The organism is Proteus cibi (assembly GCF_003144405.1).
Classification (GTDB): domain Bacteria; phylum Pseudomonadota; class Gammaproteobacteria; order Enterobacterales; family Enterobacteriaceae; genus Proteus; species Proteus cibi.
In genome coordinates this window covers 41064-64571 of sequence record NZ_PENW01000034.1, presented here as the reverse complement: position 1 = coordinate 64571, position 23508 = coordinate 41064, and the positions used below count along the sequence as shown (strand labels likewise).

Below are 23508 nucleotides of genomic sequence, written 5' to 3'. Positions count from 1 at the left end.
GGTCTCTTTTGCGTTACCGTCATGAGGACATTATTTGTGACCACGCTTTACCTTGCTTCCAGCTCACCAAGAAGACGTGAACTTCTCGCGTTATTAGATGTTGAATTTAGTATTATCACGCCAGCAATTGATGAAATTTGGCAACAAGGTGAAAAACCAGAAGAGTATGTTCTTCGTTTGGCAAAAGAAAAATCACAAGAAGGTGTCAGACAAGCACCCTATGATTATCCCGTTTTGGGCTCTGATACGATTGTGGTTCATGATGGTCATATTCTTGAAAAACCTCGTGATAAAACCCATGCCGCACAAATCTTACGCTCACTCTCAGGCGCAACACATCAAGTGATGACAGCAATTGCCATCTCTAATAGAACACACACATTGAGCCAATTAGTCGTCACACACGTCACTTTTAGAGAGATGACAGAGAGTGAGATTAGCGCGTATATTGAGTCAGGAGAGCCAATGGATAAAGCTGGCGCTTATGGCATTCAAGGAAAAGGAGGTCGTTTTGTTCAACGGATTGAGGGAAGTTATCATGCTGTTGTCGGATTGCCTCTTGTTGAAACCGAAGCCTTGATAGCTCAATTTTCGTCTCTAGCTAATGAGAAGGAGATTTCATGACAGCTGAGTTATTAGTGAATGTGACACCATCTGAAACTCGTGTTGCCTATATTCGCGGAGGCATACTTCAAGAAATTCATGTCGAAAGAGAAGCTAAACGAGGTATCGTCGGAAACATCTACAAAGGTCGGGTAAGTCGCGTATTACCTGGGATGCAAGCTGCATTTATTGACATCGGGCTGGATAAAGCCGCTTTTCTACATGCTTCTGACATCATGCCTCACACTGAATGTATTGCAGGTGAAGAGCAGAAAAAATTTAATGTTCGTGATATTGCGCAACTGGTGCATCAAGGACAAGATTTAATCGTACAGGTGGTTAAAGATCCTTTAGGAACCAAAGGTGCTCGGCTTACCACCGATATTACATTGCCTTCTCGCTATTTAGTGTTTATGCCCGGTGCGTCTCATGTAGGCGTTTCTCAGCGAATTGACAGTGAAGAAGAGCGTGAACGTTTAAAGCAACTTGTTGAAGAGTATTGCGATGAAAATGGCGGTTTTATTATCCGTACCGCCGCCGAGGGCGTTGGCGAAAATGAAATTAAGCAAGATGCCGCTTTTCTCAAACGCCTATGGAATAAAATCATTGAGCGTAAGAAAAGAAATAAAACCCGTATTCAAATTTATGGCGAACTGGCTTTAGCACAGCGTATTTTACGTGATTTTGCGGGTTCTGAGTTAGATAGCATACGAGTGGATTCTAAATTAACCTACAATCAACTACAGGAATTTATTGGTGAATATATTCCTGAATTAACCGCTAAACTTGAATTACACCAAGGCAATCAGCCTATTTTTGATCTCTACGGTGTAGAAAGTGAAATTCAACGGGCTTTAGAGCGCAAAGTTGAATTGAAATCAGGCGGTTATCTGATTATCGATCAAACTGAAGCAATGACCACGATTGATATCAATACAGGGGCATTTGTTGGTCATCGAAATTTAGAAGAAACGATTTTTAATACAAATATTGAAGCAAGCCAAGCCATTGCTCGTCAATTACGGTTACGTAATTTAGGCGGTATTATCATTATTGATTTTATTGATATGAATAATGATGAACATAAACGCAGAGTATTGGCATCACTTGAACAAGCGCTAAGTAAAGATAGAGTGAAAACAACGATTAATGGTTTCTCTCAACTCGGCTTAGTGGAAATGACACGTAAAAGAACGCGGGAAAGTCTCGAACATGTGCTTTGTGATGACTGCCCAACTTGCCAAGGGCGAGGTACGGTAAAATCAGTAGAAACGGTTTGTTATGAGATTTTACGTGAAATAGTGCGAGTGCATAAAACGATTGATGCCGATCGCTTCTTAGTTTACGCCTCCTCAGCAGTTGCAGAAGCATTAAAAGGCGATGAGTCACATGCATTAGCGGAGGTTGAAATTTTTGTCGGTAAACAAGTAAAAGTGCAAACTGAACTACTTTATAGTCAGGAGCAATTTGATGTGGTGATGATGTAATGGATTCGCCTTCCTAATGAATATGATGGCAGAAAGGAGACAAAAATGAAACGGCTGCCGAAATACCTGTTAGTGATAACAGTTTTTTGCCTCATCGTTTTTGCCTTGGTATTAAGCGGGTTTCGCTACTTTCTGCCGCGCTTAGATAGCTATCGCCCTGAAATAGAATCGTATCTTACGAAGCAACTCAATAGCCCGATCTCAATGACAAAGATCATTGGGGAGTGGCAGAATTTTGGCCCTGATATTCAAGTAGAAGGGCTGAATATTGCCAATAAAGATGTGGATGTGACGGCAGAAAAAGTCACTTTTTCTTTTGATGTTTGGCGTTCATTATTCGCTTTTCGCCTTCAATTTCGTGAACTGACCTTTGAACAGTTATATGTTAATTACCATAAGCCTATTTTTACTGGGCAAAGTGGAGATATAACGTTAACTAAACCTGATGATATCTCTTCAATTTTTCTTGAACAGTTTGATCGCTTTAAACTGATTGATAGCCGTTTTGTGTTTTTAACCCCTTCAGGAGACACCAGTACATTACATGTACCTGAATTGATGTGGTTAAATCAAAAGGATCGTCACCGCGCTCAAGGTGAAGTCACGCTTGATACGCCGATTAATCATTATGGTGGTTTAAAGGTACGCCTTGATCTCTATACCACAGAGAATGGCTTAATTGATAACGGTAAAGTATTTCTTACCGCAGATGAGATTGATATCTCACCTTGGCTGAGTCAGTGGGTAAAAAATAATAGTGGAGTAGGTGAAGTCAAAGTCAGCTTGTCTAATTGGATTGACATTACTCAAGGGCGTATTACTGGAAGTCAGTTGCAAATTCATCAAGGTGAAATGAACTGGAGTAATGATGGCACCTCACACGCATTAAAGGTTGAAGACTTAATATTACGTATGAGAAGGCAAGAAAATGGCTGGCTTGCGGATGTTCCTTATACTCGAAAAATTACAATGGATGGTGAAGAGTGGCCAGATGGTTATTTAGCCGTTCTTTATCAACCAAAAGAAAAACAGCATGATGAAGCATGGCGCATTCGTGCCAAAAATATTGAGTTAGATAGGTTATATGCTGTATTGCCATTATTCTCTTTTTTAACCCCCGATTTTGTTCGCCAATGGCAGTATCGCCAATTTTCTGGTGTGGTTAATGATTTTGCATTGGATCTCACACCGGAAAACTTTGCGCAAAGCGCAATGAATATTTCGTGGAACAATGTGAGTTGGAAACGTTGGCAAGAGATCCCTTCCGTGCAACACTTTGGTGGGCAATTAAAAGGCAGTATGCAACGTGGTGAACTTAATTTCACCTTAGAAAACAGTGAAATAGATACTGGAGAATTGTTTAAAGCACCGCTGAATATTGAAAAAGGAAAAGGCGCGGTTTATTGGACTCATTCTGGAGATAACTTATCTCTTTGGAGTGAAGGATTAGATATTCAAGCCACATCAGCATGGGTTGCGGGGGATTTTCGTTATGAGAAACAAGCGGAAGATCAACGACTTTCTATACTTTCAGGCGTAAGAGTCACAAATGCAGGTGATGCATGGCGTTATCTGCCAGAAGAGTATGTGGGTAAAGAGTTAACACAGTATCTCTCGGATGCGATTATTGCAGGTCATATCGATAATGGAACCTTTATTTTCCATGGCGACCCCGCCGATTTTCCTTTTGATAATCACAAAGGGTGGTTCCAAGTTTATGCCCCTGTTAAACGCGCCACCTTTAAATTTGATAGTGAATGGCCTGCATTATTCGATCTTGATATTAATCTAGATTTTAAAAATGACGGCTTATGGATGTCTTCTGCACAAGCGAAAGTAGGTAAAGCAACCGCCACGAATTTAAGTGCGGTGATTGAGCACTATCAACAGGAAAAGATCTTAATTAATGCGGATATTCAAGCCACAGGCGACGAGCTAAAAGAGTATTTTTTAGATTCTCAAATGGCGAGTATTGGTCATACGCTTGAAGAATTGAATGTGGCTGGAAAAATTAATGGCACATTGAAACTTGATATCCCATTTGATGGTGGTGAGGTTGTGGCTTCGGGTGATATTAATTTAAAAGATAATGATGTCACTTTGAACTTTATGGATACCACGTTAAAAGGTGTGAATGGACAGTTTCGTTACCATAATGACAAACTTGAGAGTGATACATTAACGGCTAATTGGTTTGGTCAACCTCTCGCTTTCTCATTTACAAGTCACAATGATACAGATAATTATCAGGTCGATGTCGGCTTAAAAGGTCAATGGGATATTCAAAAAATCCAAGGGTTACCTAGCGATATTCAACAGGAATTTAGTGGTGTATTTCCTTGGAATGGCAACGTTAATGTTAAGATCCCCGAAAAAGGTGATGTTGATTATCAAGTTGATTTAACTGGAAATATCAATGCATTAACGAGTAAGTTAACCGCGCCTGAAACGCAAGATTTAAAAAATTCACCGCCTATTGTTATTTCTGCAAGCGGTAATAGTGAAACCTTAACTGTGAATGCTAATGCTGAAAAACAGTGGAAACTGAATAGCCAATGGGGATTAGGTAAACAGCTGCGTTTATTACGGGGTAATCTGGTTTCTTCTCGCCTTAAATTACCTGAGTTAAGCTCACAACAACGCTTAACCATTGCTCTTAAAGGATTAGAGGGTGATAAATGGTTGCCAACATTGATGGCTTTTTCATCTTTGACGCCATCTGAAAATGAAGTCACTTTTCCTGATAATGTGCATATCAGTTTGCCAGATTTAAATTTTGCGGGGCAAAAATGGAGTAATCCTCAAACTGAAATTATGCGCGTTAGTGAAGGGGTAAAATTTGCATTTTCAGGAAATGAGCTACGAGGGGATGTGTTTATTCCTGAAACATCAGCGCCTTGGCAAGTGAATATTAATTATCTCTATTTTAATGGCGTCACTTCAGCCCAAGAAGACAAACCGTTAAAAATGGCAAATATTTCTGAACCCAACACATTGAAATTTTCGGTGAAAAATATTCCTTCTATTGATTTTGAATGTCAGGAGTGTTGGGTTAATGGCCTGCTTTTAGGGAAAATCGAAGGCTCGTTAAAACAAAATCAGGGGGCGTTGTTTTTAACTGACGGTAAACTAGAAAATAGTAGCGGTGAATTGTCGATTAATGGTGTGTGGTCTGAAGACAATGCGGGCAAGAATACGACAAAATTAATGGGAAAATTAAAAGCCGAAGAAGTTGACGAAATGGCAGCCTATTTTGGTTACATTATCCCGATTATTCAATCCCCCCTCGCCGCTGATTTCTCGTTACAATGGCGTAATACACCGTGGAACTTTGAACTGGCTACTTTGCAAGGTGATATTAAATCAACCTTGGGCAAAGGGCGCATAGAGAAAGTTAATGTAGGACAAGCGGGTAAGTTACTTCGACTTGTGAGTTTCGATGCACTGTTACGTAAATTACAATTTGATTTTAGAGATACTTTCAGTGAGCATTTTGAGTATGACTCGATTAAGAGTGAAATTACGATTAATCAAGGTATTATGAATGCAGAGAGTGTCCGTGTTGATGGTGTTATTGCCGATATTGCGATAAGTGGGAAAGTGGATTTACTTGAACGTAAAATGGATCTACAAGTTGTAGTCACCCCCGAGATTTCAGCCACAGTAGGTGTTGCTACGGCTTTCGCAATAAACCCAATTGCAGGCGCCGCAGTATTTGCGGCATCAAAGGTTCTGGGACCACTTTGGAGTAAGATTTCAGTTATCCGTTATCATGTGACCGGAACTATGGAACAACCCAAAATTGACGAAGTACTGCGTCAGCTTAAGGAGAATCAGGCGTTATGAAAAAAGTTAATGTCGCACTTTTGCAACTTTGTAGCGGAAAAAACACAAAAAATAATCTGGCGCAAATCGAGCAACAGATTAAGCAATTACCCGATTCAGTGAAGCTCGTATTAACACCTGAAAATGCGTTACTTTTTTCAAACTCAAAAGATTACCACAAACATGCTGAAATTCAGGGCGATGGGCCGTTACAAAATGCTATCGCTAAAATGGCTCAGCGTTACAAAGTGTGGATCTTAGTCGGTTCTATGCCATTGATTAGTCGAGACTCACCAGACCAAATTACCAGCAGTAGTTTGGTGTTTGATGATGAAGGTGTTATTCGTGCTCGTTATGACAAAATCCATATGTTTGATGTGAGTATTGATGATGAGCAAGGCGAATATAACGAATCTTCTATTTATCAACGCGGTGAGCGCCTAACAGTCGTGGATACTCCTGTTGGGAAATTAGGTTTAACGATCTGTTATGACTTACGCTTCCCCGGTATTTTCCAAGCATTAAGAGAAAAAGGGGCAGAGATAATCTCTGTGCCAGCGGCTTTTACCCGTTTAACAGGTAAAGCGCACTGGGAGCCTTTATTACGTGCTCGTGCGATTGAGAATCAGTGTATTATCTTAGCACCAGCACAAGTGGGGACACATGATACGCGCCGGACTTGGGGTCATACCATGGCGATTGATGGTTGGGGGAAAGTTTTGAAAAAGAACCCAGATGCTGTGAGTGCGTTAACGTTGAGTATTGGCGTCGAAAGTCTACACGGTATGCGTGAACAGATACGGGTTGTAAAACATAACCGCTTTCGCCCGAAACTGACCCACTTAATCAAAAAAGTTAAGGATAAAGAAGAATTATGAGTTTAGCTGTTGTCAGCGAAAGTCTGTTGGAAGCAAACAAACTTAGTTTAGATGATTTAGCATCAACACTAGAGCAGCTTGCACAGCGTCAAATTGATTATGGTGATCTTTATTTTCAGTCGAGTTATCACGAGGCTTGGATACTCGACGATCAGATTATTAAAGATGGCTCTTACAATATTGATCAAGGTGTTGGCGTTAGAGCAATTTACGGTGAAAAAACCGGTTTTGCTTATGCCGATCAACTCACGCTTAATGCACTTAACCAAAGTGCGCATGCTGCGCGAAGTATTGTTCAAGCTAAAGGTCATGGTCGTATCCATACTTTAGGTGCTATTCAACATTCTCCGCTATACAGCGTAAACGATCCTCTGCAAAGCCTTTCTCGTGAAGAAAAAATTGCGCTATTGCATGAAGTGGATAAAGCCGCTCGTGCCGAAGATAAACGCGTTAAGCAAGTGAATGCGTCATTAACAGGTGTTTATGAGCATGTCCTTGTTGCCGCAACCGATGGTACGTTAGCTGCCGATGTGCGTCCTTTAGTTCGCCTTTCAGTGAGTGTGCTGGTGGAAGAAGATGGCAAACGTGAGCGTGGCGCAAGTGGGGGCGGTGGGCGCTTTGGTTATGACTATTTCTTAACTAAAGTAAATGGTGAAAGCCATGCAATTACTTATGCGCGTGAAGCTGTGCGTATGGCATTAGTGAATTTATCAGCTATTGCAGCACCCGCTGGAACGATGCCCGTAGTCTTGGGGGCAGGATGGCCGGGTGTATTATTGCATGAAGCTGTCGGTCATGGTTTAGAAGGTGATTTTAACCGTCGTGAAACCTCTGTATTTTCAGGTCGCATTGGCGAGAAAGTGACTTCTGAGCTTTGTACAATTGTTGATGATGGTACTCTCGAAGGTCGCCGTGGCTCTGTCGCTATTGATGATGAAGGTGTACCAGGTCAATACAATGTTTTAATCGAAAATGGCATCTTAAAAGGCTATATGCAAGATAAGATGAATGCGCGTTTAATGGGCGTTGCACCAACAGGAAATGGTCGTCGTGAGTCTTATGCGCATCTTCCTATGCCTCGTATGACAAACACTTATATGTTAGCAGGCAAATCCTCACCTGAAGAGATTATAGCCAGCGTTGATCGTGGTATTTATGCACCAAACTTTGGTGGCGGTCAGGTTGATATCACATCGGGTAAATTTGTCTTCTCAACCTCAGAAGCTTATTTAATCGAGAATGGAAAAATAACCAAGCCAATTAAAGGGGCAACGCTGATTGGTTCGGGTATTGAAGCGATGCAACAGGTTTCTATGGTGGGTAATGATCTGGCTTTAGATAAAGGGGTTGGCGTTTGTGGTAAAGAAGGGCAGAGCCTCCCTGTTGGTGTAGGGCAACCAACATTAAAATTGGATAAAATTACTGTCGGCGGAACCGCGTAATTGTTGCTATAGTTATCTCTACGTATTGTAAAAACTCCATCTTTTGATGGAGTTTTTTATCTGAATAACAGTTAAAGGAGCTAACGAATGGGAAAACGTTTATTACCCGTACTTATTGTTGTTGCGGTTTTGTTTGGTGTGCTTTACAAAGGACTTCTACCTGAAAGCCAAGCACCAGAACCCTCTTCATCAGCACCTATTCCGACATCATCCAGTAGTAGTCTCAATAGACCTGCACAACTCCCTCTGTCAATTGACGAAAAAACACAATCAAATAAAGTGGCTGATTATTTACAGCGTCATCAGCAGTTGCCTGATTTTTATCTCACCAAGAAAGAAGCAAGAGCACAAGGCTGGAATGCGAAAGAAGGCAATTTATGTGAAGTTTTGCCAGGAAGAGCAATTGGGGGTGATCGTTTTATGAATCGTGAAAAACAGTTACCAGAAGAGATGGGGCGCCAGTGGTATGAAGCGGATGTGAATTATCATTGTGGGCATCGTGGTAGTGATAGATTGCTTTATTCAAATGATGGACTGATTTATCTCACTACCGATCATTACCGTACAATGACAAAGGTTGCCCCTTAATGAAACAGGTTATCTTCGATTTTAAAATACTGGTAGATAGAGACGCCTTTTACCACGATTTTGCATCGCAATTTCAGTTAGATGATAAATTTGGCGATAACCTAGATGCATTATGGGATGCGTTAGTGGGAGAAATAGAATTGCCAGTCAGTATTGTTTTTAAGCATTTGCCTCATTATTCCCGTGATTTTCAACCTTTAGTGGAATTGATGAAAGAAGCACAAAATGAGCTTGGTAAAGACGTTTTAAGCTTTCATTGTGAGCATAAAACACAAAAGTAATTCAGAGTAGAAAATGCGCCCTGAAAACCGCAGTGAGGCTGAATTTACACTGCGTTTTCAGGATGATCAGGCTTTATGCTGATTCTGATAAATCTTTTAGATATTGAAAGAGTAAGCGGAATGATTTTGGAGGCTTGTTCGCTTCTTTTTCTTTTTTCGCATTACGGATAAGAGTGCGTAATTGTTGGCGATCAGCCATCGGATAAAGCGCAACAACTTCTTCAATGACTTCATTGCCACCTTCGATAAGGCGAATGCGCAGATCTTCTAGTTTATGTAACACTAAAATCTGTTGGTTGTGGCGGTTTTTTAGTTTATCAAGCGCTTGGCGGATCGGCTCTTCGTCCACATTGCGCAGTAGTTTTCCAATATATTGAATTTGGCGACGGCGTGCTTCACGCTGTACTTTTTGTGCTAATTGAATAGAGGCTAATAATTTTTCATCTAATGGCACACGCTCTAATTCTTGTGCACTGAGTTCAACTAATTCAGTCCCCAGTTTTTTGAGTGCTTCAGCATCACGTTTAATTTCGCTTTTGCTGACCCAGATGATTTCGTCCTCTTCTTCCTCTTCTAACGAAGCATCGTCAAATTCAGGATTGAGGTAATGCCACTCTTCAGGCTGCTTTGCCATAATAAAAATTCCTGTTGCAGAGTAAGCCGGGAGTGTGATTTGGTGAATGACCAAAAGCCCGACGGGTGATAACATTCATATATCTTCTATTGTAACTGGGAAAATCGCTTGTTGACCACCTGTCAATTGATTTACTTTGCTAAAAATAAGTAAAAAGTGGTGTTCTCCTTAGGAAAAATGGTTCTCAATGAATAATTCAGATCAGGTAAAACAGCTTGAAGACGCCGTCTCACTCGCATTAGAGTTGGCAGCAAAACAGTGTGATGGTGCTGAAGTCGCTATTAATAAATCGACAGGGATTAGTGTAAGTACGCGTTACGGTGAAGTTGAAAATGTGGAATTTAACAGTGATGGCGCGTTAGGCATTACGGTTTATCAACAACAACGTAAAGGTAGTGCATCTTCAACAGATTTAAGCCCTGATGCGATTAAGCGTGCTGTACAAGCCGCTGTGGATATTGCACGCTACACTTCAGTTGACCCATATGCGGGGCCCGCTGATCAAGATCTATTAGCGTTTGATGCACCTTTCCTCGATCTTTACCATCCTACCGAAATTACGGCAGATAAAGCGATTGAATTAGCATCAAGAGCAGAAAAAGCCGCTTTAGAGAGTGATAGCCGTATCATTAATACTGAAGGGGGCAGCTTTAATAGCCACAGTGGAACCCGTGTATTTGGTAATAGCCTTGGTTTATTAAAAAGTTATTCGTCTTCACGTTATTCTATGTCGAGCTGTGTTATTGCCCGTGATGGTGAAGATATGGAGCGCGACTATGCTTATACCATTAGTCGTCGTTTTGATGATCTTGAATCACCTGAATGGGTAGGTCAAGAGTGCGCACGCCGTACGTTATCTCGCCTTGCACCTCGTAAACTGCCCACCATGAAAGCTCCCGTAATTTTTGCAGCAGATGTTGCGACAGGTATTTTTGGTCATTTGGTTGCGGCAATCAGTGGTAGCATGATTTATCGTGAATCTTCTTGCTTACTTGATAGTTTAGGTAAGCAAATTTTCCCTCAGTGGCTCAATATTCAAGAACGTCCTCACCTAATGAGAGGGTTGGCATCCACACCGTTTGATAGTGAAGGTGTACGCACAACCAATGCTGAAATTATTAAAGATGGCGTATTACAAGAGTGGTTATTAACCACATATTCAGCAAGAAAACTGGGTTTAAAAAGTAATGGTCATGCGGGTGGTATTCATAACTGGTATATCCCAGGGCAAGGTTTATCGTTTGAAGGGCTGTTAAAAGAGATGGGAACAGGTCTTGTTGTTACTGAATTGATGGGGCAAGGTGTCAGTACAGTAACCGGTGATTACTCTCGTGGTGCAAGTGGTTTTTGGGTTGAAAACGGTGAAATTCAATATCCTGTAAGTGAAGTGACTATTGCGGGTAACTTAAAAGAGATGTGGGCAAATATTGCTACTATGGGTGATGATATTGAGATGCGCAGTAATGTTCAGTGTGGATCGCTGTTATTACCCGAAATGAGTATTGCAGGTGAGTAAATTTTAGATACTTACTGCAACCTTTAATCTCAGCCCGCAATGGGCTGAGATACCGCGTTTATCCGTGTACTTTTCAATTTGAGAAGATAAAAATAAGACGCGAACCTTCAGCGCTATTTAACGGTGTAATTCACCCGCAGCTTCAGGTTGGTATAGAATTTCTAATACTTTAACCTTGGTTTCAAGGCCATTTGGCAACTTCCAACTGATCTCATCATCAATCGCTAAACCTAGTAGCGCAGCACCCATTGGCGCCATAACGGAAAGTTCAGTAGCGCTGTCTTTTAATGAAGCGGGATACACTAAAGTACGTGTACGCTCTTCATTATTTTTTAAGTCCATAAAACGGACTGTACTGTTCATTGTGACAATATTAGCAGGGATATCAGCTGGTGTAACAATGTCAGCACGATCTAATTCTTCATTCAATGCTTCAGCAATCGGGCTATCTGCAAATGCCGGTTGTTCAAGTAATGAATCTAAACGTTCTGCATCAAGTTCGTTGATGATAATTGTTGGCTTTGTCATACCATACTCCAATTTATTCCAATGCAAAACAACACCCCCACGGGTGAGGTGGGGGTGTTGTTAAACTCATATAAGAGATAATAGGCGGTTCTGTATAAAAAAGAAAGAGACAGTGATCACAGTCTCTTTCGGGTTATTTAGTTAAGAAATGCTAATCTATTGTTTTCTATTACGATTATTCTTCGTCAAACCCCGATTCAAATAATGCGATAATAGCATCAATAGCTTCATTTTCATCACTGCCTGTGACTTCTATATCAATTTGACTGCCTTGCTCTGAATCTAACATCAGCATAGCAATCACACTATCCGCTTGCGCTTCAACTCCTTCGTTGTTGCGTAAAATGACGGTTGATTGAAATGTTTTGACTAAATCAAACAACTTCATTGCAGGTCTTGCATGCATACCGAGTCTATTTTTAATCGCAACTTGTCGATATTGGGTCATTTGCGTTTTTCAAGCGTTCTGTGGCGTGATTGTACGTTTTTCCCTCTAGAACGAAAATAATCTGCGAGTTGCTCAGCAACATAAACAGAACGGTGTTTCCCTCCCGTACAACCAATCGCAACCGTCAAATAACTGCGGTTATTGGTTTCTAACATAGGCAACCAAAGTTCAAGATAGCTTCTCGTTTGATAAATAAAGTTATGAACTTCAGTGTGTCTATCTAAAAATGCTGCGACAGGACGATCGAGACCTGTCATTGGACGCAGTTTAGGATCCCAATGTGGATTAGGTAAGAATCGCACATCAAAAACATAATCCGCATCAATAGGAATACCGTGCTTAAAGCCAAATGATTCAAAGACCATTGTTAGCTCACGTTCACGCTTGCCTAATAAGCGAGTACGCAGCATTTCTGCAAGCTCATGAACTGACATTTCTGAAGTGTCAATGATGAGATCAGCACGTGATCGCAATGGCTCAAGCAGATCACTTTCGGTATCAATGGCCATTTCTAATGAAAGGTTTTTGGTCGAAAGTGGGTGAAGACGTCGAGTATCACTATAACGACGAATTAAAGTATTTCTATCTGCGTCTAAAAATAAGAGTTGTGGAGAATATTCAGCGGGTAAACTTTCCAGCGCTTTTTCGAAGATCTCCGGCGACTCTGGCATATTTCGGACATCAATACTGACTGCGGCAGCAGAAGCATCACGTTCAGCCAGTGTTTTTGCGAGCTCCGGTAAAAGATCAACAGGTAAGTTATCAACACAATAAAATCCCATGTCTTCAAGCGCACGCAAAGCGACTGACTTACCTGAACCAGAGCGTCCGCTGACTATCATCAGCACCATGAGGTAGCTCCCCTATAATTTCCCAGTGATGAATATCATTCCACTGTATGCTATTCGCGTCCTACTAAACCCGTAGAGGTTACTCTGTGATAATCTGATAAAGCTCTTCATCACTTTGTGCGGAGCGTAGTCGGCGACATAAATTTTTATCTGCCAACTGTTTTGCAATCAAAGACAGTGTGTGTAAATGTTCCTTACATTGTGTCGCAGGAACGAGTAATGCGAACAACAAATCGACAGGCTGATTATCAATAGCGTCGAAGGCAATAGGTTCGCTTAGGTGAAGAAACACACCAACTACTTTTTCTGTTTCATCACTTTCAATACGTCCATGAGGGATAGCTAAACCCCCCCCAATCCCTGTTGTACCGACTTTTTCACGCGTCAATAAGGCTTCAAATATCAGCGTTTCGGGTAAATTAAGTGCTTTTGCCGCATTTTCACTGATAATTTCTAACGCGCGCTTTTTACTCGTGCAATGTACATCATTATGCGTACATGCCAGAGAAAGTACGTCGCTAATATTCATCTTTGTATCGTTGTTCATTGTCTTATTCACTTAGACCAGCAAACCAGATGCCACAAAGTGACATCTGGTTTTTCGTTACTGATATTGATTAGGCATTGGCTAAAACCGAGTCATAAACAACGCAGTAACTTCGCCGATTGTATCCCCATTTTACAATGGGAAATGAATTAATGTTGTCTCAGTTTATCTTTGTGTTTGGTTAATTGACGAGCCAGTTTATCCATTAATCCATCAATTGCTGCGTACATATCTTCTGCTTCTGCAGAGGCATGCAATTCACCGCCATTAACTTGAATAGTCGCTTCCGCGATTTTATTCACTTTTTCGACTTTCAGGATAACCTGAACGTTATTAATTTTGTCAAAGAACTGAGGTAATTTCGCGCTTTTTGCTTTGACGGTATCACGCAGAGCATCGGTTAATTCAATATTATGACCAGTGATTTGAAGTTCCATAGTGTCTTCCTTCTCAATTATGCTCAAACCAACTCTTTGCGTTGATTTGAAGGCGGGATGGATAATGACTCTCTATACTTCGCAACAGTACGTCGAGCAACTTGTATTCCAAGTTCTGCGAGCATATCAGCCAGTTTACTATCACTAAGTGGTTTCGCTGGGTTTTCTGCTGCGATTAGTTTCTTCACTAAAGCCCTGATGGCTGTAGAAGAGGCTTCGCCTCCACTATCAGTATTCACATGGCTAGAGAAAAAATACTTCAATTCGAAAATTCCTCTCGGACAATGCAAAAATTTTTGCGTTGTTACTCGAGAAATGGTGGATTCGTGCATTTCAACCTGTTCAGCAATATCAGCTAACACGAGGGGTTTCATATGCTCTTCACCCAATTCGAAAAATGCCTGCTGTGTGTCAACAATGCAATGAGCGACTTTTAATAATGTCTCATTACGGCTTTCTAAACTTTTTATCAGCCATTTGGCTTCTTGTAAATTGTCCCGAATAAATTTTCCATCGCTTTCATTTTGAGTCGATTGACCCAATGCTGCATAAGTCTCATTTATTCGTAGGCGAGGAATGCTATCTGTATTTAACTCAACTTGCCAGCGTTTACCTGATTTTTTTACCAGTATATCTGGAATAACATACTCTGACTCGCCTGTATCAATACTTAATCCGGGCTTAGGATCGAGAGACTGGATCATCTCAATAACCGACTTAAGTGTCTCTTCTCGTAACTTCGTTTGACGCATCAATTGGCGAAAATCACGGTTACCTAGCAACTCTAAATATTGGCTAATCACTAACTGCGTTTCTTTAAGATAGGGTGTTTCTGTTGAAAAAGCGGATAGCTGAATCAATAGACACTCTTTTAAATCACGTGCAGCAACACCAATAGGATCAAAGCGTTGAATACGTTTTAATACGGCTTCGACTTCATCAAGCTCTAATTCATCATCGCCCATTCCAGCAAGGATGTCATCTGTTGTGACAGTTAAATATCCTGTTTCATCAATAGCATCGATAATACTTATCGCAATGGCTCTGTCTGTTTCTGAAAATGGAGTGAGATCAGCCTGCCATGTTAGGTAATCTTGCAATGAGGCTGTTGTTTCACCTTGATACAGTGGAAGTTCATCATCAGTATAGTCATTACTGGTGCCAGAAGGCGTGCCGGCAGTGTAGATCTCTTCCCATTGCGTATCTAAAGGGAGATCATCAGGCATCTCTTTTTGTTCTAAAGCATCCAGCGTATCGAACTCTTCAACTTCATTTTCAGTCGTTGTTTCTGTCGTCGCGGCTGATTGATCTTCTGTATGAGCGATATCATCTGAAACGGGATCTTGTTGATCGTCGTCTTGTTCTAGAAGTGGATTAGACTCAAGCGCTTGCTGAATTTCTTGTTGTAATTCAAGCGTCGAAAGTTGCAACAAACGAATAGCCTGTTGTAGCTGTGGCGTCATTGCCAGTTGCTGACTAAGACGAAGTTGCAGACTTTGTTTCATAATAATGCGATGAGTCCTTTGCTGTTGTCATCCATGACAGAGTAAAAGTGAATCAAAGATTACAGGCGGAAGCCCTCACCTAAGTAAACACGTTTAACTTGCTCATTTTCAAGAATTTCTTCTGGTGAACCATGAGCGATAAGGTGACCTTGGCTGACGATATAAGCACGTTCACACACATCTAATGTTTCACGCACATTATGGTCAGTAATCAGTACACCTAATCCATAATCACGTAGATGCTGGATAATTTTTTTAATATCTAATACTGAAATAGGGTCAACACCCGCAAAAGGTTCATCTAATAAAATGAATTTAGGGTTTGCTGCCAATGCCCGCGCGATTTCAACACGGCGACGTTCACCCCCTGATAATGATTGCCCTAAACTGTTACGTAAGTGGCTGACATTAAACTCTTCTAGTAGCTCTTCTGCGCGATCTTTTCGTTCTTCAGGCGTTAAATCATGGCGGATTTCTAAGATCCCCATAATGTTGTCATAAACGCTTAAACGTCTAAAAATAGATGCCTCTTGAGGAAGATAGCCAATGCCTTTACGTGCTCGTTCATGTAACGGTAACAGCGTAATGTCTTCATCATCAATGGTAATACTACCTGCATCACGCGCAACAATGCCAACGACCATATAGAATGTGGTTGTTTTACCTGCACCATTTGGTCCAAGTAAGCCGACAATCTCACCTGAATTAACGTTCAGGCTTACATCACCGACAACGGTACGCCCTTTGTATGCTTTCGCTAAATTTTCAGCTTTTAACAGCGCCATAAAGTGTTACTTACCTTTGTTGTTAACACCAGGACCTTTCTCTTGCAACTGGGAAGGCAGTAAAACGGTTGTTACTTGCTTACCTTTACCGCTAAAAGCTTCCATTTGCTGAGTTGGAACGAGATAAGTGATCTTATCACCGGTGATATTACTGTCTAATTGTTCAAGATAGGCTTTACCCGTTAAGGTCATTAGCTCTTTATCCATTTCATAGGTCATTTTGTCACCACGACCTTTGATAGGTTTACCATCATCTTGTAGCTGATAAAACGTGACTGGGTTACCAAATGCTTCTATTACGATCCTTTTGGAGTCACCACCTGGGCGTGTGACAACAACTTTATCAGCACGAATATCGATAGATCCTTGTTTGATCACAACATTTTGTGTAAAGGTTGTGACGTTTTTTTCTAGATCAAGCGACTGTTTCTCTGAGTTCACAACGATAGGCTGTTGAGTGTCATCTTTAAGCGCCATCGCAGGTACACTTATCGCTAAAAGTGTACCGATGATCAGTGTATTACGGATTTTTTGATTCATTAGGGATCTCATAATAGGTGTTTACCTTTTCAATCAGCTCTGCACGTTTCTCGCGCAGATTGCCTCGCATTTTTAAGCCGACTGATTTCAGTCCGACGCCGATAATAGTCACTTCATCATCAGAGGAAACATCCTGTGTATCCAAATTTGCGATAGCATTGTCTGTGCTTATTCTCTGTAGTTGAGAGTCATCCGTTAAGCTATCAATTTGAACATCGCCATAAAGATAAAGCATTTTACTGTTTGTTAGCTTGGCTTTATTTGCGCGTACTGTCCATGTTGCATCCCCTGTCGGTGAATAGGTGGTTAAGACAGGGTTAGTAAACCATGTAAACTTTTGCTGAGCATAATTTTTGACATCATCAGCAACCAGTTTATATCCGAGTATACCCGTTGGCTCGTAAACAAAAGATATCGATGATTTGGATTGATAGGTTGGCTGACCATCATCCACAATCTCACCCTCACCGAATTCAGTGTTATTAGTGTAGTTCCAACCAATCAGCCCAAGGGCGATAATGGCAAGAATTAAGGTAAACCAGGATTTTAATTTATTCATTCTGTATCGTTATACGTTAAATCGAAAGACCTTTAGCTTCTTCAAGCCGACCTTGCGCTAAAAGGATTAAATCACACAATTCTCGCACTGCACCACGACCACCCGCAATGCGGGTTACATAATGAGCACGAGGTGTAAGTAATGGATGAGCATCAGCCACGGCGACAGAAAGTCCCACTTTTTCCATTACAGGTAAATCAATCAGGTCATCACCAATATAGGCTGTTTGTTCAGGTTTAAGGTTTAGTGTATCTAACAGTTGTTGATACGCCAAAAGCTTATTATGCTGACCTTGGTAAAGATATGTAATGCCAAGGGTTTTAGCACGATCTTCTAACAGTTTTGATTGACGACCTGTAATGATAGCAACCTCAATGCCGGATGTAAGCAAACAACGGATGCCATACCCATCACGGACATTAAAGGCTTTTAATTCTTCGCCATTATTGCCCATGTAAATGAGCCCGTCCGACATCACACCATCAACATCACAAATCAGCAATTGGATTTTTTCTGCTTTTTTGATGATTTGTTCGCTTACTGCACCATAACAAGTTTCTATCATTGTATTCATGTTTATCCTTCGAACGTTATGACTATCTTATACAACACCAGCCTGTAATAAATCATGCATATGTAAAACACCTAACAGGATATCACTATCTTGTTCTGTGACTAATAGCGAGGTGATGTGTTTTGCTTGCATTAAATTTAGCGCCTCAACCGCCAAACAATCTGGGCGAATACTAATACCGCCTCTTGTCATCACATCTGAGATTTTGGCATTGTTCAGATCTATCCCTAAATCAAATATTCTTCGTAAGTCACCGTCAGTAAAGATACCGTTAATCAACATATTATCATCGCAAATGACGGTCATACCTAATTTTTTACGGGTTATCTCAACAAGGGCTTCACGTAAAGTGGCATCTTTAGTGACTCGTGGAATATCGGTCTCTTTATTCATTAAGTCACTCACATGTAGGAGTAATTTGCGACCTAATGCGCCACCAGGATGAGAAAGTGCAAAATCTTCAGCGGTAAAACCACGGGCACGTAAAAGCGCGATGGCTAGCGCATCCCCCATGACCAAAGTTGCCGTTGTGCTGGTTGTTGGAGCAAGACCTAAAGGACAGGCTTCTTTAGGGACTTTGATACAAAGATGAATATCAGACGCTTTCCCCATTGTACTTTGAGGAGTGCGTGTCATACAAATCAGTGTTATCTGTTTACGCTTAAGTACTGGAATAAGCGCAAGGATTTCGCTGGCTTCCCCTGAGTTTGAAATCGCTAGTACGATATCTTTTTCTGTCACCATTCCTAAGTCACCGTGGCTAGCCTCACCAGGATGCACAAAGAAAGAGGGGGTTCCAGTACTGGCAAATGTGGCGGCGATTTTGTGTCCTATATGCCCTGATTTACCCATTCCCATCACAATGACACGTCCTTGACAGTGAAATATTTTTTCACAAGCTCGAGTAAAATCATCGTTAATATATTGTTCTAGTTCGGCTAATCCATCACGTTCAATATGAAGAACTTTTTTACCCGCTTGCTGAAAATCAAACTCGGTCATTTTTTGGTACCATTTATTTTAGGTTAATAGAGAATGTGCAACGCACAACACCGTAATATAAACAATAAAGCAAACTAATAAGAATATCCCTTTTCCTCGATTAAGACGTTGTTTACGCCCTAATGAAAAGAGAGAAAACAGTAAACTGGCGACACCAAGTACAGCAAAACTAAAATAAAATGTATTGAGATTAAAGGTGCTGGGTGAGAGTAACGCCGGCATTCCCAATACAAAAGTGAGATTGAAAATATTAGCACCTATAATATTCCCTAATGCTAATTCATTCTCGCGTCTGAGTGCTGCCACAATGGTTGTGGCTAATTCAGGTAGGCTTGTTCCAATAGATAGCAAGGTTAACCCGACAAAAAATCCACTAAGATGATACTGTTGCATTAAAATAAAGACATTATCCAATATCATCTGAGTTGCAACGGGAATAATCAGTAACGCAATAACAACCCAAAACAGGGCAACAGAATTACGGGGATTTGTCTGTAATTCAAAACGCGTTAAGGTTTCTAAAGGTAACACGTGACGCTCTTGTGTGAGTGTTTTATGCATTGTTTTTATCATTAGAAAAATGGATGCAAAACCAATAAAAAAGAGCAGCGTGCCTTCTCTAAGCCCTAAGTTTCCGCTAGAAACAATAATGCCAACGAGCATGATGACTATCATCATCAAGGGAAGCTCTTTTTTTAGCACTGCGGATTGAATGTTCATGGGGTAAATCATCGCGCCAATACCCGCGATGAGAAGAAGGTTGGTAAGTGTAGAGCCAATGGCTGTGCCGATAGCGATATCAGGCAAATTATGAACAGCGGCATCGGTTGAAACAAAAAGCTCGGGCAGTGAAGTACCTGTTCCTACAATTAAGATACCGATAACGGCTGGTGGGATTTTTAACGATTGCGCAAAAACGCTCGCACCATAAACTAATCGGTCTGATGCATAAACGAGTAACATCAACCCAAAAATTAAAAGAGACAAAGTAATCAACATGCCATCAGTTTTCCAACAATGAGCGAATAAAGAAAAAACCAATAAGACAGGGCTGATAAAAAAACATATTGTCAAAAGGTTTTGCTAATTAACCATATTTTGACTAGCCAAGCACGAAAAGTAAAATTAACCGTGCAATAAATTGCTAAATAGTGGTGATTTCTTTGTAACATAGCGAATGACCTGCCAAAATAGCGTAAAAATTCGTTTATGCAGACAGGCTTGAGGATGTTTTATTCATGAACGCACAATCTGACAATCTAATTGAAGTGCGCAATATGAACTTCACTCGCGGTAGCAGAAAGATTTTCTCTGAGATCAATCTTGTTGTACCAAGAGGGAAAGTGACTGCGATTATGGGCCCTTCAGGGATTGGTAAAACAACCTTGTTACGCCTAATGGGAGGACAAATCCTTCCCGACAGTGGTGAAATTTGGTTCGATGGCGACAATATTCCTGCGTTATCACGTTCTGCGTTGTATCAGGCAAGAAAGAAAATGAGTATGCTTTTTCAATCAGGTGCACTGTTTACAGACATGAATGTGTTTGAAAATGTGGCATTTCCATTAAGAGAACATACAAATTTACCTGAAGCACTGATACGTACAACCGTGATGATGAAGCTTGAAGCCGTTGGTTTACGTGGTGCTGCAAAATTAATGCCTTCTGAATTGTCAGGAGGAATGGCAAGAAGGGCGGCATTAGCAAGAGCTATTGCGCTTGATCCTGAACTGATAATGTTTGATGAGCCTTTTGTTGGGCAAGATCCGATCACTATGGGGGTACTTGTTAAGCTGATTGATGAGTTAAATCATGCACTCGGCGTGACTTGTGTTGTGGTTTCCCATGATGTGCCTGAAGTGTTAAGCATCGCGGATTATGCCTATATTGTCGCGGAGCAGAAAGTCATTGCTCAAGGCAGTGCACAAGAATTACAGGATAATCCCAATAGGCAAGTAAGACAGTTTTTAGATGGTATTGCTGATGGTCCTGTACCTTTCCGTTTTCCTGCGGGAGATTATCAGGATGACCTATTAGGACGAGGAAATTAGTACGTGGTCAATTTATTAGCTCGTATTGGCGCTAGAGCGTTAGCGATTTTTGCGACATTCGGTAGAGCTGGCATTATGCTCTTTCGAGCATTAGTCGGTAAACCAGAACTTCGTAAACAGTGGCCTCTCTTAATGAAGCAGCTGTATAACGTTGGCGTCCAATCCTTATTAATTATTATGGTGTCAGGCTTATTTATTGGCATGGTGTTGGGATTACAAGGCTATCTTGTACTGACAACATTCAGTGCTGAAGCGAGCCTTGGCATGATGGTTGCGCTCTCATTGTTAAGAGAATTGGGTCCAGTCGTCACGGCATTATTATTTGCGGGTCGCGCGGGGTCAGCCTTAACTGCTGAGATCGGCTTAATGAAAGCCACAGAACAAATTTCTAGTTTAGAAATGATGGCAGTCGATCCTTTAAGACGTGTCGTTGCGCCCCGTTTTTGGGCGGGCCTTATTAGTATGCCATTGCTTTCACTGATTTTTGTTGCCATCGGTATTTGGGGCGGTGCAATTGTGGGGGTGGATTGGAAAGGGATCGATGATGGTTTTTTCTGGGCATCTATGCAGGGTGCCGTTGAATGGCGACTCGATTTAGTGAACTGTTTTATTAAAAGTGTCGTTTTTGCCATTATCGTCACTTGGATAGCGCTCTTTAACGGGTATGACGCAATCCCAACATCAGAAGGGATTAGCAGAGCAACAACACGTACTGTTGTTCATTCATCGTTAGCCGTATTGGGTTCAGATTTTGTGCTAACAGCACTGATGTTTGGGAACTAAGTCATGCAAAGTAAAAAAATTGAAGTTTGGGTTGGTCTATTTGTTCTGATTGCGTTAGCTGCCGTGATTTTCTTATGTCTTAAAGTAGCAGATATTAAAGAAATGGGTAATCAACCAACTTATCGCGTTTATGCTAGCTTCGGTAATATTGGTGGGTTAAAAGAGCGCTCTCCAGTTAAGATTGGTGGTGTGGTGATTGGTCGTGTTTCTTCTATTACCTTAAAAGAAGAAGACGAAGGGAACTATCGCCCTGAAGTCGCGCTCGATATTTTGAGCATTTATGACCACATTCCAGAAAGTAGCTCACTGTCTATTCGTACCTCTGGTTTATTAGGTGAGCAGTTCCTTGCATTGAATTTAGGCTTTTATGATGAAGCATTAGATTCTACTCTGTTAAAAGACGGCGGACGGATCACAAACACCAATTCAGCAATGGTACTCGAAGATCTTATAGGTCAATTCCTTTATAAAACGGGGGATGGTGGTGATTCGGCGAAATCTGAATCTCAACCGACAGAAGAACACTCTGCATTACCTTAATCATTAATTCCTATACGATGCATTTATCTATGTAGCTAAATTTAGTGTCATAAATGCATCGTATTATTGAAACCCTATTTGAGGAGAAGCGAACGTATGTTTAAACGCTTATTGATGGTCGCATTATTAGTGATAACGCCTTTTGCGATGGCGGTAGATAAAACCAATCCTTACGCATTGATGGAAGATGCGGCACAAAAGACCTTTAGTAAATTAAAAAATGAACAGCCTGAAATTCGTAAAAACCCTGAAGTTTTACGTCAAATTGTTCAGCAAGAATTATTGCCTTATGTACATATTAAATATGCAGGTGCATTAGTGTTAGGGCCGCATTATCGTAATGCAACACCAGTGCAACGTGATGCTTATTTTACGGCATTCGAAGCATATCTTGCTCAAGTTTATGGTCAAGCATTAGCGATGTATGAAGGTCAAGAGTACCGTATTGAGCCTGAAAAACCTTTTGCAGATAAATCAACGCTAACTATTCGTGTCACCATTATCGATACAAACGGTCGCCCGCCAGTTCGTCTTGATTTCCAATGGCGTAAAAACAGCAAAACAGGTGAATGGCAAGCTTATGATATGATTGCTGAAGGTGTCAGCATGATCACAACAAAACAGAATGAGTGGTCAGATATTTTAAATTCTAAAGGTGTTGATGGTTTAACAAAACAGTTAGAAATCAGTGCTAAAACACCAATTACACTGGATGAGAAAAAATAACATGTCAGCTTCGTTAAATTGGGAAAAAAAGGATAGTGTCCTCTATTTCCAAGGAACGTTAGATCGAGAAACGTTATTGCCTGCTTGGCAACAACGTAAAGCACTATTAGCTGATATTAATATCATTGATATTTCTGCCTTAGGACATATAGATTCCACAGGATTGGCACTTTTTGTGCACTTAAAAGCAGAAATGGAAGAACAAAATCGTCAATTTATTATTCAAGGTGTAAGTGAGCGTTTTCAGACCTTAATTACACTCTATGATCTTGATGAAATTATGAATATTGCCTAATACAGCTTTTGAGTAAAGGTATTAAAAAGCCCCCTTCGTGATACTTTTATCATTAAGGGGGTTTTTGATGGTTTAAGAGTAGA

Annotated in this window: 26 protein-coding genes; 13 read left to right on the top strand and 13 right to left on the bottom strand. The window is 40.9% G+C overall.

Annotation, left to right across the window (positions count from 1 at the left end; translation table 11 throughout):
* The first annotated feature begins 36 nt into the window (after positions 1-36).
* The 7 genes from DK865_RS17375 to DK865_RS17345 all read left to right on the top strand — a co-directional run bounded on the left by DK865_RS17375 (position 37) and on the right by DK865_RS17345 (position 9104).
* Positions 37-624, top strand: coding sequence for a Maf family protein (locus DK865_RS17375; protein ID WP_036913962.1), 588 nt, complete (start codon positions 37-39; stop codon positions 622-624).
* Complete coding sequence (gene rng / locus DK865_RS17370) at positions 621-2090, top strand: ribonuclease G (protein WP_023582889.1); 1470 nt, start codon at positions 621-623, stop codon at positions 2088-2090. Before DK865_RS17375 ends, rng begins: the two co-directional genes overlap by 4 nt.
* Positions 2091-2135: 45 nt before the next feature.
* Positions 2136-5936, top strand: coding sequence for an AsmA2 domain-containing protein YhdP (yhdP, locus tag DK865_RS17365; RefSeq protein ID WP_109392438.1), 3801 nt, complete (start codon positions 2136-2138; stop codon positions 5934-5936).
* Positions 5933-6793, top strand: coding sequence for a deaminated glutathione amidase (gene nit1, locus DK865_RS17360; protein ID WP_023582887.1), 861 nt, complete (start codon positions 5933-5935; stop codon positions 6791-6793). Before yhdP ends, nit1 begins: the two co-directional genes overlap by 4 nt.
* Positions 6790-8235 carry a metalloprotease TldD gene (gene tldD / locus DK865_RS17355; protein WP_023582886.1) on the top strand — a complete coding sequence of 482 codons (1446 nt, stop codon included), beginning with the start codon at positions 6790-6792 and terminating at the stop codon, positions 8233-8235. Before nit1 ends, tldD begins: the two co-directional genes overlap by 4 nt.
* A gap of 87 nt (positions 8236-8322) precedes the next feature.
* Positions 8323-8823 carry a ribonuclease gene (locus DK865_RS17350; RefSeq protein ID WP_023582885.1) on the top strand — a complete coding sequence of 167 codons (501 nt, stop codon included), beginning with the start codon at positions 8323-8325 and terminating at the stop codon, positions 8821-8823.
* Complete coding sequence (locus DK865_RS17345; RefSeq protein WP_109392437.1) at positions 8823-9104, top strand: barstar family protein; 282 nt, start codon at positions 8823-8825, stop codon at positions 9102-9104. The genes DK865_RS17350 and DK865_RS17345 overlap by 1 nt, the downstream gene beginning before the upstream one ends.
* A 73-nt stretch (positions 9105-9177) precedes the next feature.
* Here DK865_RS17345 and yjgA read toward each other — a convergent pair whose 3' ends face one another.
* The gene (gene yjgA, locus DK865_RS17340) at positions 9178-9738 is read right to left on the bottom strand and encodes a ribosome biogenesis factor YjgA (protein ID WP_036914008.1); all 561 of its coding nucleotides are present in this window, start codon (positions 9736-9738) and stop codon (positions 9178-9180) included.
* 187 nt (positions 9739-9925) lie between these two features.
* On the opposite strand from yjgA, the gene pmbA reads away from it, so the two are divergent.
* The gene (gene pmbA / locus DK865_RS17335) at positions 9926-11254 is read left to right on the top strand and encodes a metalloprotease PmbA (RefSeq protein ID WP_109392436.1); all 1329 of its coding nucleotides are present in this window, start codon (positions 9926-9928) and stop codon (positions 11252-11254) included.
* A 117-nt stretch (positions 11255-11371) separates the two neighbouring features.
* Here the strand turns inward: pmbA and rnk are convergent, their stop codons facing one another.
* From rnk to DK865_RS17275, 12 genes are all read right to left on the bottom strand, one after another.
* Entirely contained in the window at positions 11372-11782 is a 411-nt protein-coding gene (gene rnk, locus DK865_RS17330; protein WP_023582881.1) for a nucleoside diphosphate kinase regulator, read from the bottom strand.
* A gap of 175 nt (positions 11783-11957) precedes the next feature.
* On the bottom strand, positions 11958-12230 hold the full coding sequence (gene npr / locus DK865_RS17325) for a PTS phosphocarrier protein NPr (RefSeq protein WP_006535359.1): 273 nt from the start codon (positions 12228-12230) through the stop codon (positions 11958-11960).
* Positions 12227-13081 (bottom strand): RNase adapter RapZ, encoded by an 855-nt coding sequence (rapZ, locus tag DK865_RS17320; protein ID WP_023582880.1) that lies wholly within the window; start codon positions 13079-13081, stop codon positions 12227-12229. Before rapZ ends, npr begins: the two co-directional genes overlap by 4 nt.
* 79 nt (positions 13082-13160) lie before the next feature.
* Complete coding sequence (gene ptsN, locus DK865_RS17315) at positions 13161-13628, bottom strand: PTS IIA-like nitrogen regulatory protein PtsN (RefSeq protein ID WP_023582879.1); 468 nt, start codon at positions 13626-13628, stop codon at positions 13161-13163.
* A gap of 149 nt (positions 13629-13777) precedes the next feature.
* On the bottom strand, positions 13778-14065 hold the full coding sequence (gene hpf / locus DK865_RS17310; protein WP_036913954.1) for a ribosome hibernation promoting factor: 288 nt from the start codon (positions 14063-14065) through the stop codon (positions 13778-13780).
* A 23-nt stretch (positions 14066-14088) separates the two neighbouring features.
* Positions 14089-15570: an RNA polymerase factor sigma-54 gene (gene rpoN / locus DK865_RS17305; protein WP_109392435.1), complete on the bottom strand. Its 1482-nt coding sequence runs from the start codon at positions 15568-15570 to the stop codon at positions 14089-14091.
* Between the two features lie 59 nt (positions 15571-15629).
* On the bottom strand, positions 15630-16355 hold the full coding sequence (lptB, locus tag DK865_RS17300) for an LPS export ABC transporter ATP-binding protein (protein WP_006535352.1): 726 nt from the start codon (positions 16353-16355) through the stop codon (positions 15630-15632).
* A 6-nt stretch (positions 16356-16361) separates the two neighbouring features.
* A complete protein-coding gene (lptA, locus tag DK865_RS17295; protein WP_023582877.1) occupies positions 16362-16895 on the bottom strand; it encodes a lipopolysaccharide ABC transporter substrate-binding protein LptA in 534 nt (177 codons plus the stop codon).
* On the bottom strand, positions 16876-17454 hold the full coding sequence (gene lptC, locus DK865_RS17290) for an LPS export ABC transporter periplasmic protein LptC (RefSeq protein WP_023582876.1): 579 nt from the start codon (positions 17452-17454) through the stop codon (positions 16876-16878). The genes lptA and lptC overlap by 20 nt, the downstream gene beginning before the upstream one ends.
* A gap of 16 nt (positions 17455-17470) precedes the next feature.
* The gene (kdsC, locus tag DK865_RS17285) at positions 17471-18028 is read right to left on the bottom strand and encodes a 3-deoxy-manno-octulosonate-8-phosphatase KdsC (RefSeq protein WP_023582875.1); all 558 of its coding nucleotides are present in this window, start codon (positions 18026-18028) and stop codon (positions 17471-17473) included.
* 27 nt (positions 18029-18055) lie between these two features.
* On the bottom strand, positions 18056-19030 hold the full coding sequence (kdsD, locus tag DK865_RS17280; RefSeq protein WP_109392434.1) for an arabinose-5-phosphate isomerase KdsD: 975 nt from the start codon (positions 19028-19030) through the stop codon (positions 18056-18058).
* A gap of 18 nt (positions 19031-19048) precedes the next feature.
* The gene (locus DK865_RS17275) at positions 19049-20029 is read right to left on the bottom strand and encodes a calcium/sodium antiporter (RefSeq protein WP_109392433.1); all 981 of its coding nucleotides are present in this window, start codon (positions 20027-20029) and stop codon (positions 19049-19051) included.
* A gap of 239 nt (positions 20030-20268) precedes the next feature.
* Here DK865_RS17275 and mlaF point away from each other — a divergent pair, with 239 nt between their 5' ends.
* From mlaF to mlaB, 5 genes are all read left to right on the top strand, one after another.
* Positions 20269-21081 carry a phospholipid ABC transporter ATP-binding protein MlaF gene (mlaF, locus tag DK865_RS17270; RefSeq protein WP_023582872.1) on the top strand — a complete coding sequence of 271 codons (813 nt, stop codon included), beginning with the start codon at positions 20269-20271 and terminating at the stop codon, positions 21079-21081.
* 3 nt (positions 21082-21084) lie between these two features.
* Positions 21085-21864: a lipid asymmetry maintenance ABC transporter permease subunit MlaE gene (gene mlaE, locus DK865_RS17265; protein WP_036913950.1), complete on the top strand. Its 780-nt coding sequence runs from the start codon at positions 21085-21087 to the stop codon at positions 21862-21864.
* A gap of 3 nt (positions 21865-21867) precedes the next feature.
* Positions 21868-22404, top strand: coding sequence for an outer membrane lipid asymmetry maintenance protein MlaD (mlaD, locus tag DK865_RS17260; RefSeq protein WP_023582871.1), 537 nt, complete (start codon positions 21868-21870; stop codon positions 22402-22404).
* Between the two features lie 96 nt (positions 22405-22500).
* Positions 22501-23130: a phospholipid-binding protein MlaC gene (gene mlaC / locus DK865_RS17255; RefSeq protein ID WP_109392432.1), complete on the top strand. Its 630-nt coding sequence runs from the start codon at positions 22501-22503 to the stop codon at positions 23128-23130.
* A gap of 1 nt (position 23131) precedes the next feature.
* Positions 23132-23425, top strand: coding sequence for a lipid asymmetry maintenance protein MlaB (gene mlaB, locus DK865_RS17250; protein ID WP_036913946.1), 294 nt, complete (start codon positions 23132-23134; stop codon positions 23423-23425).
* Positions 23426-23508: the final 83 nt, after the last annotated feature.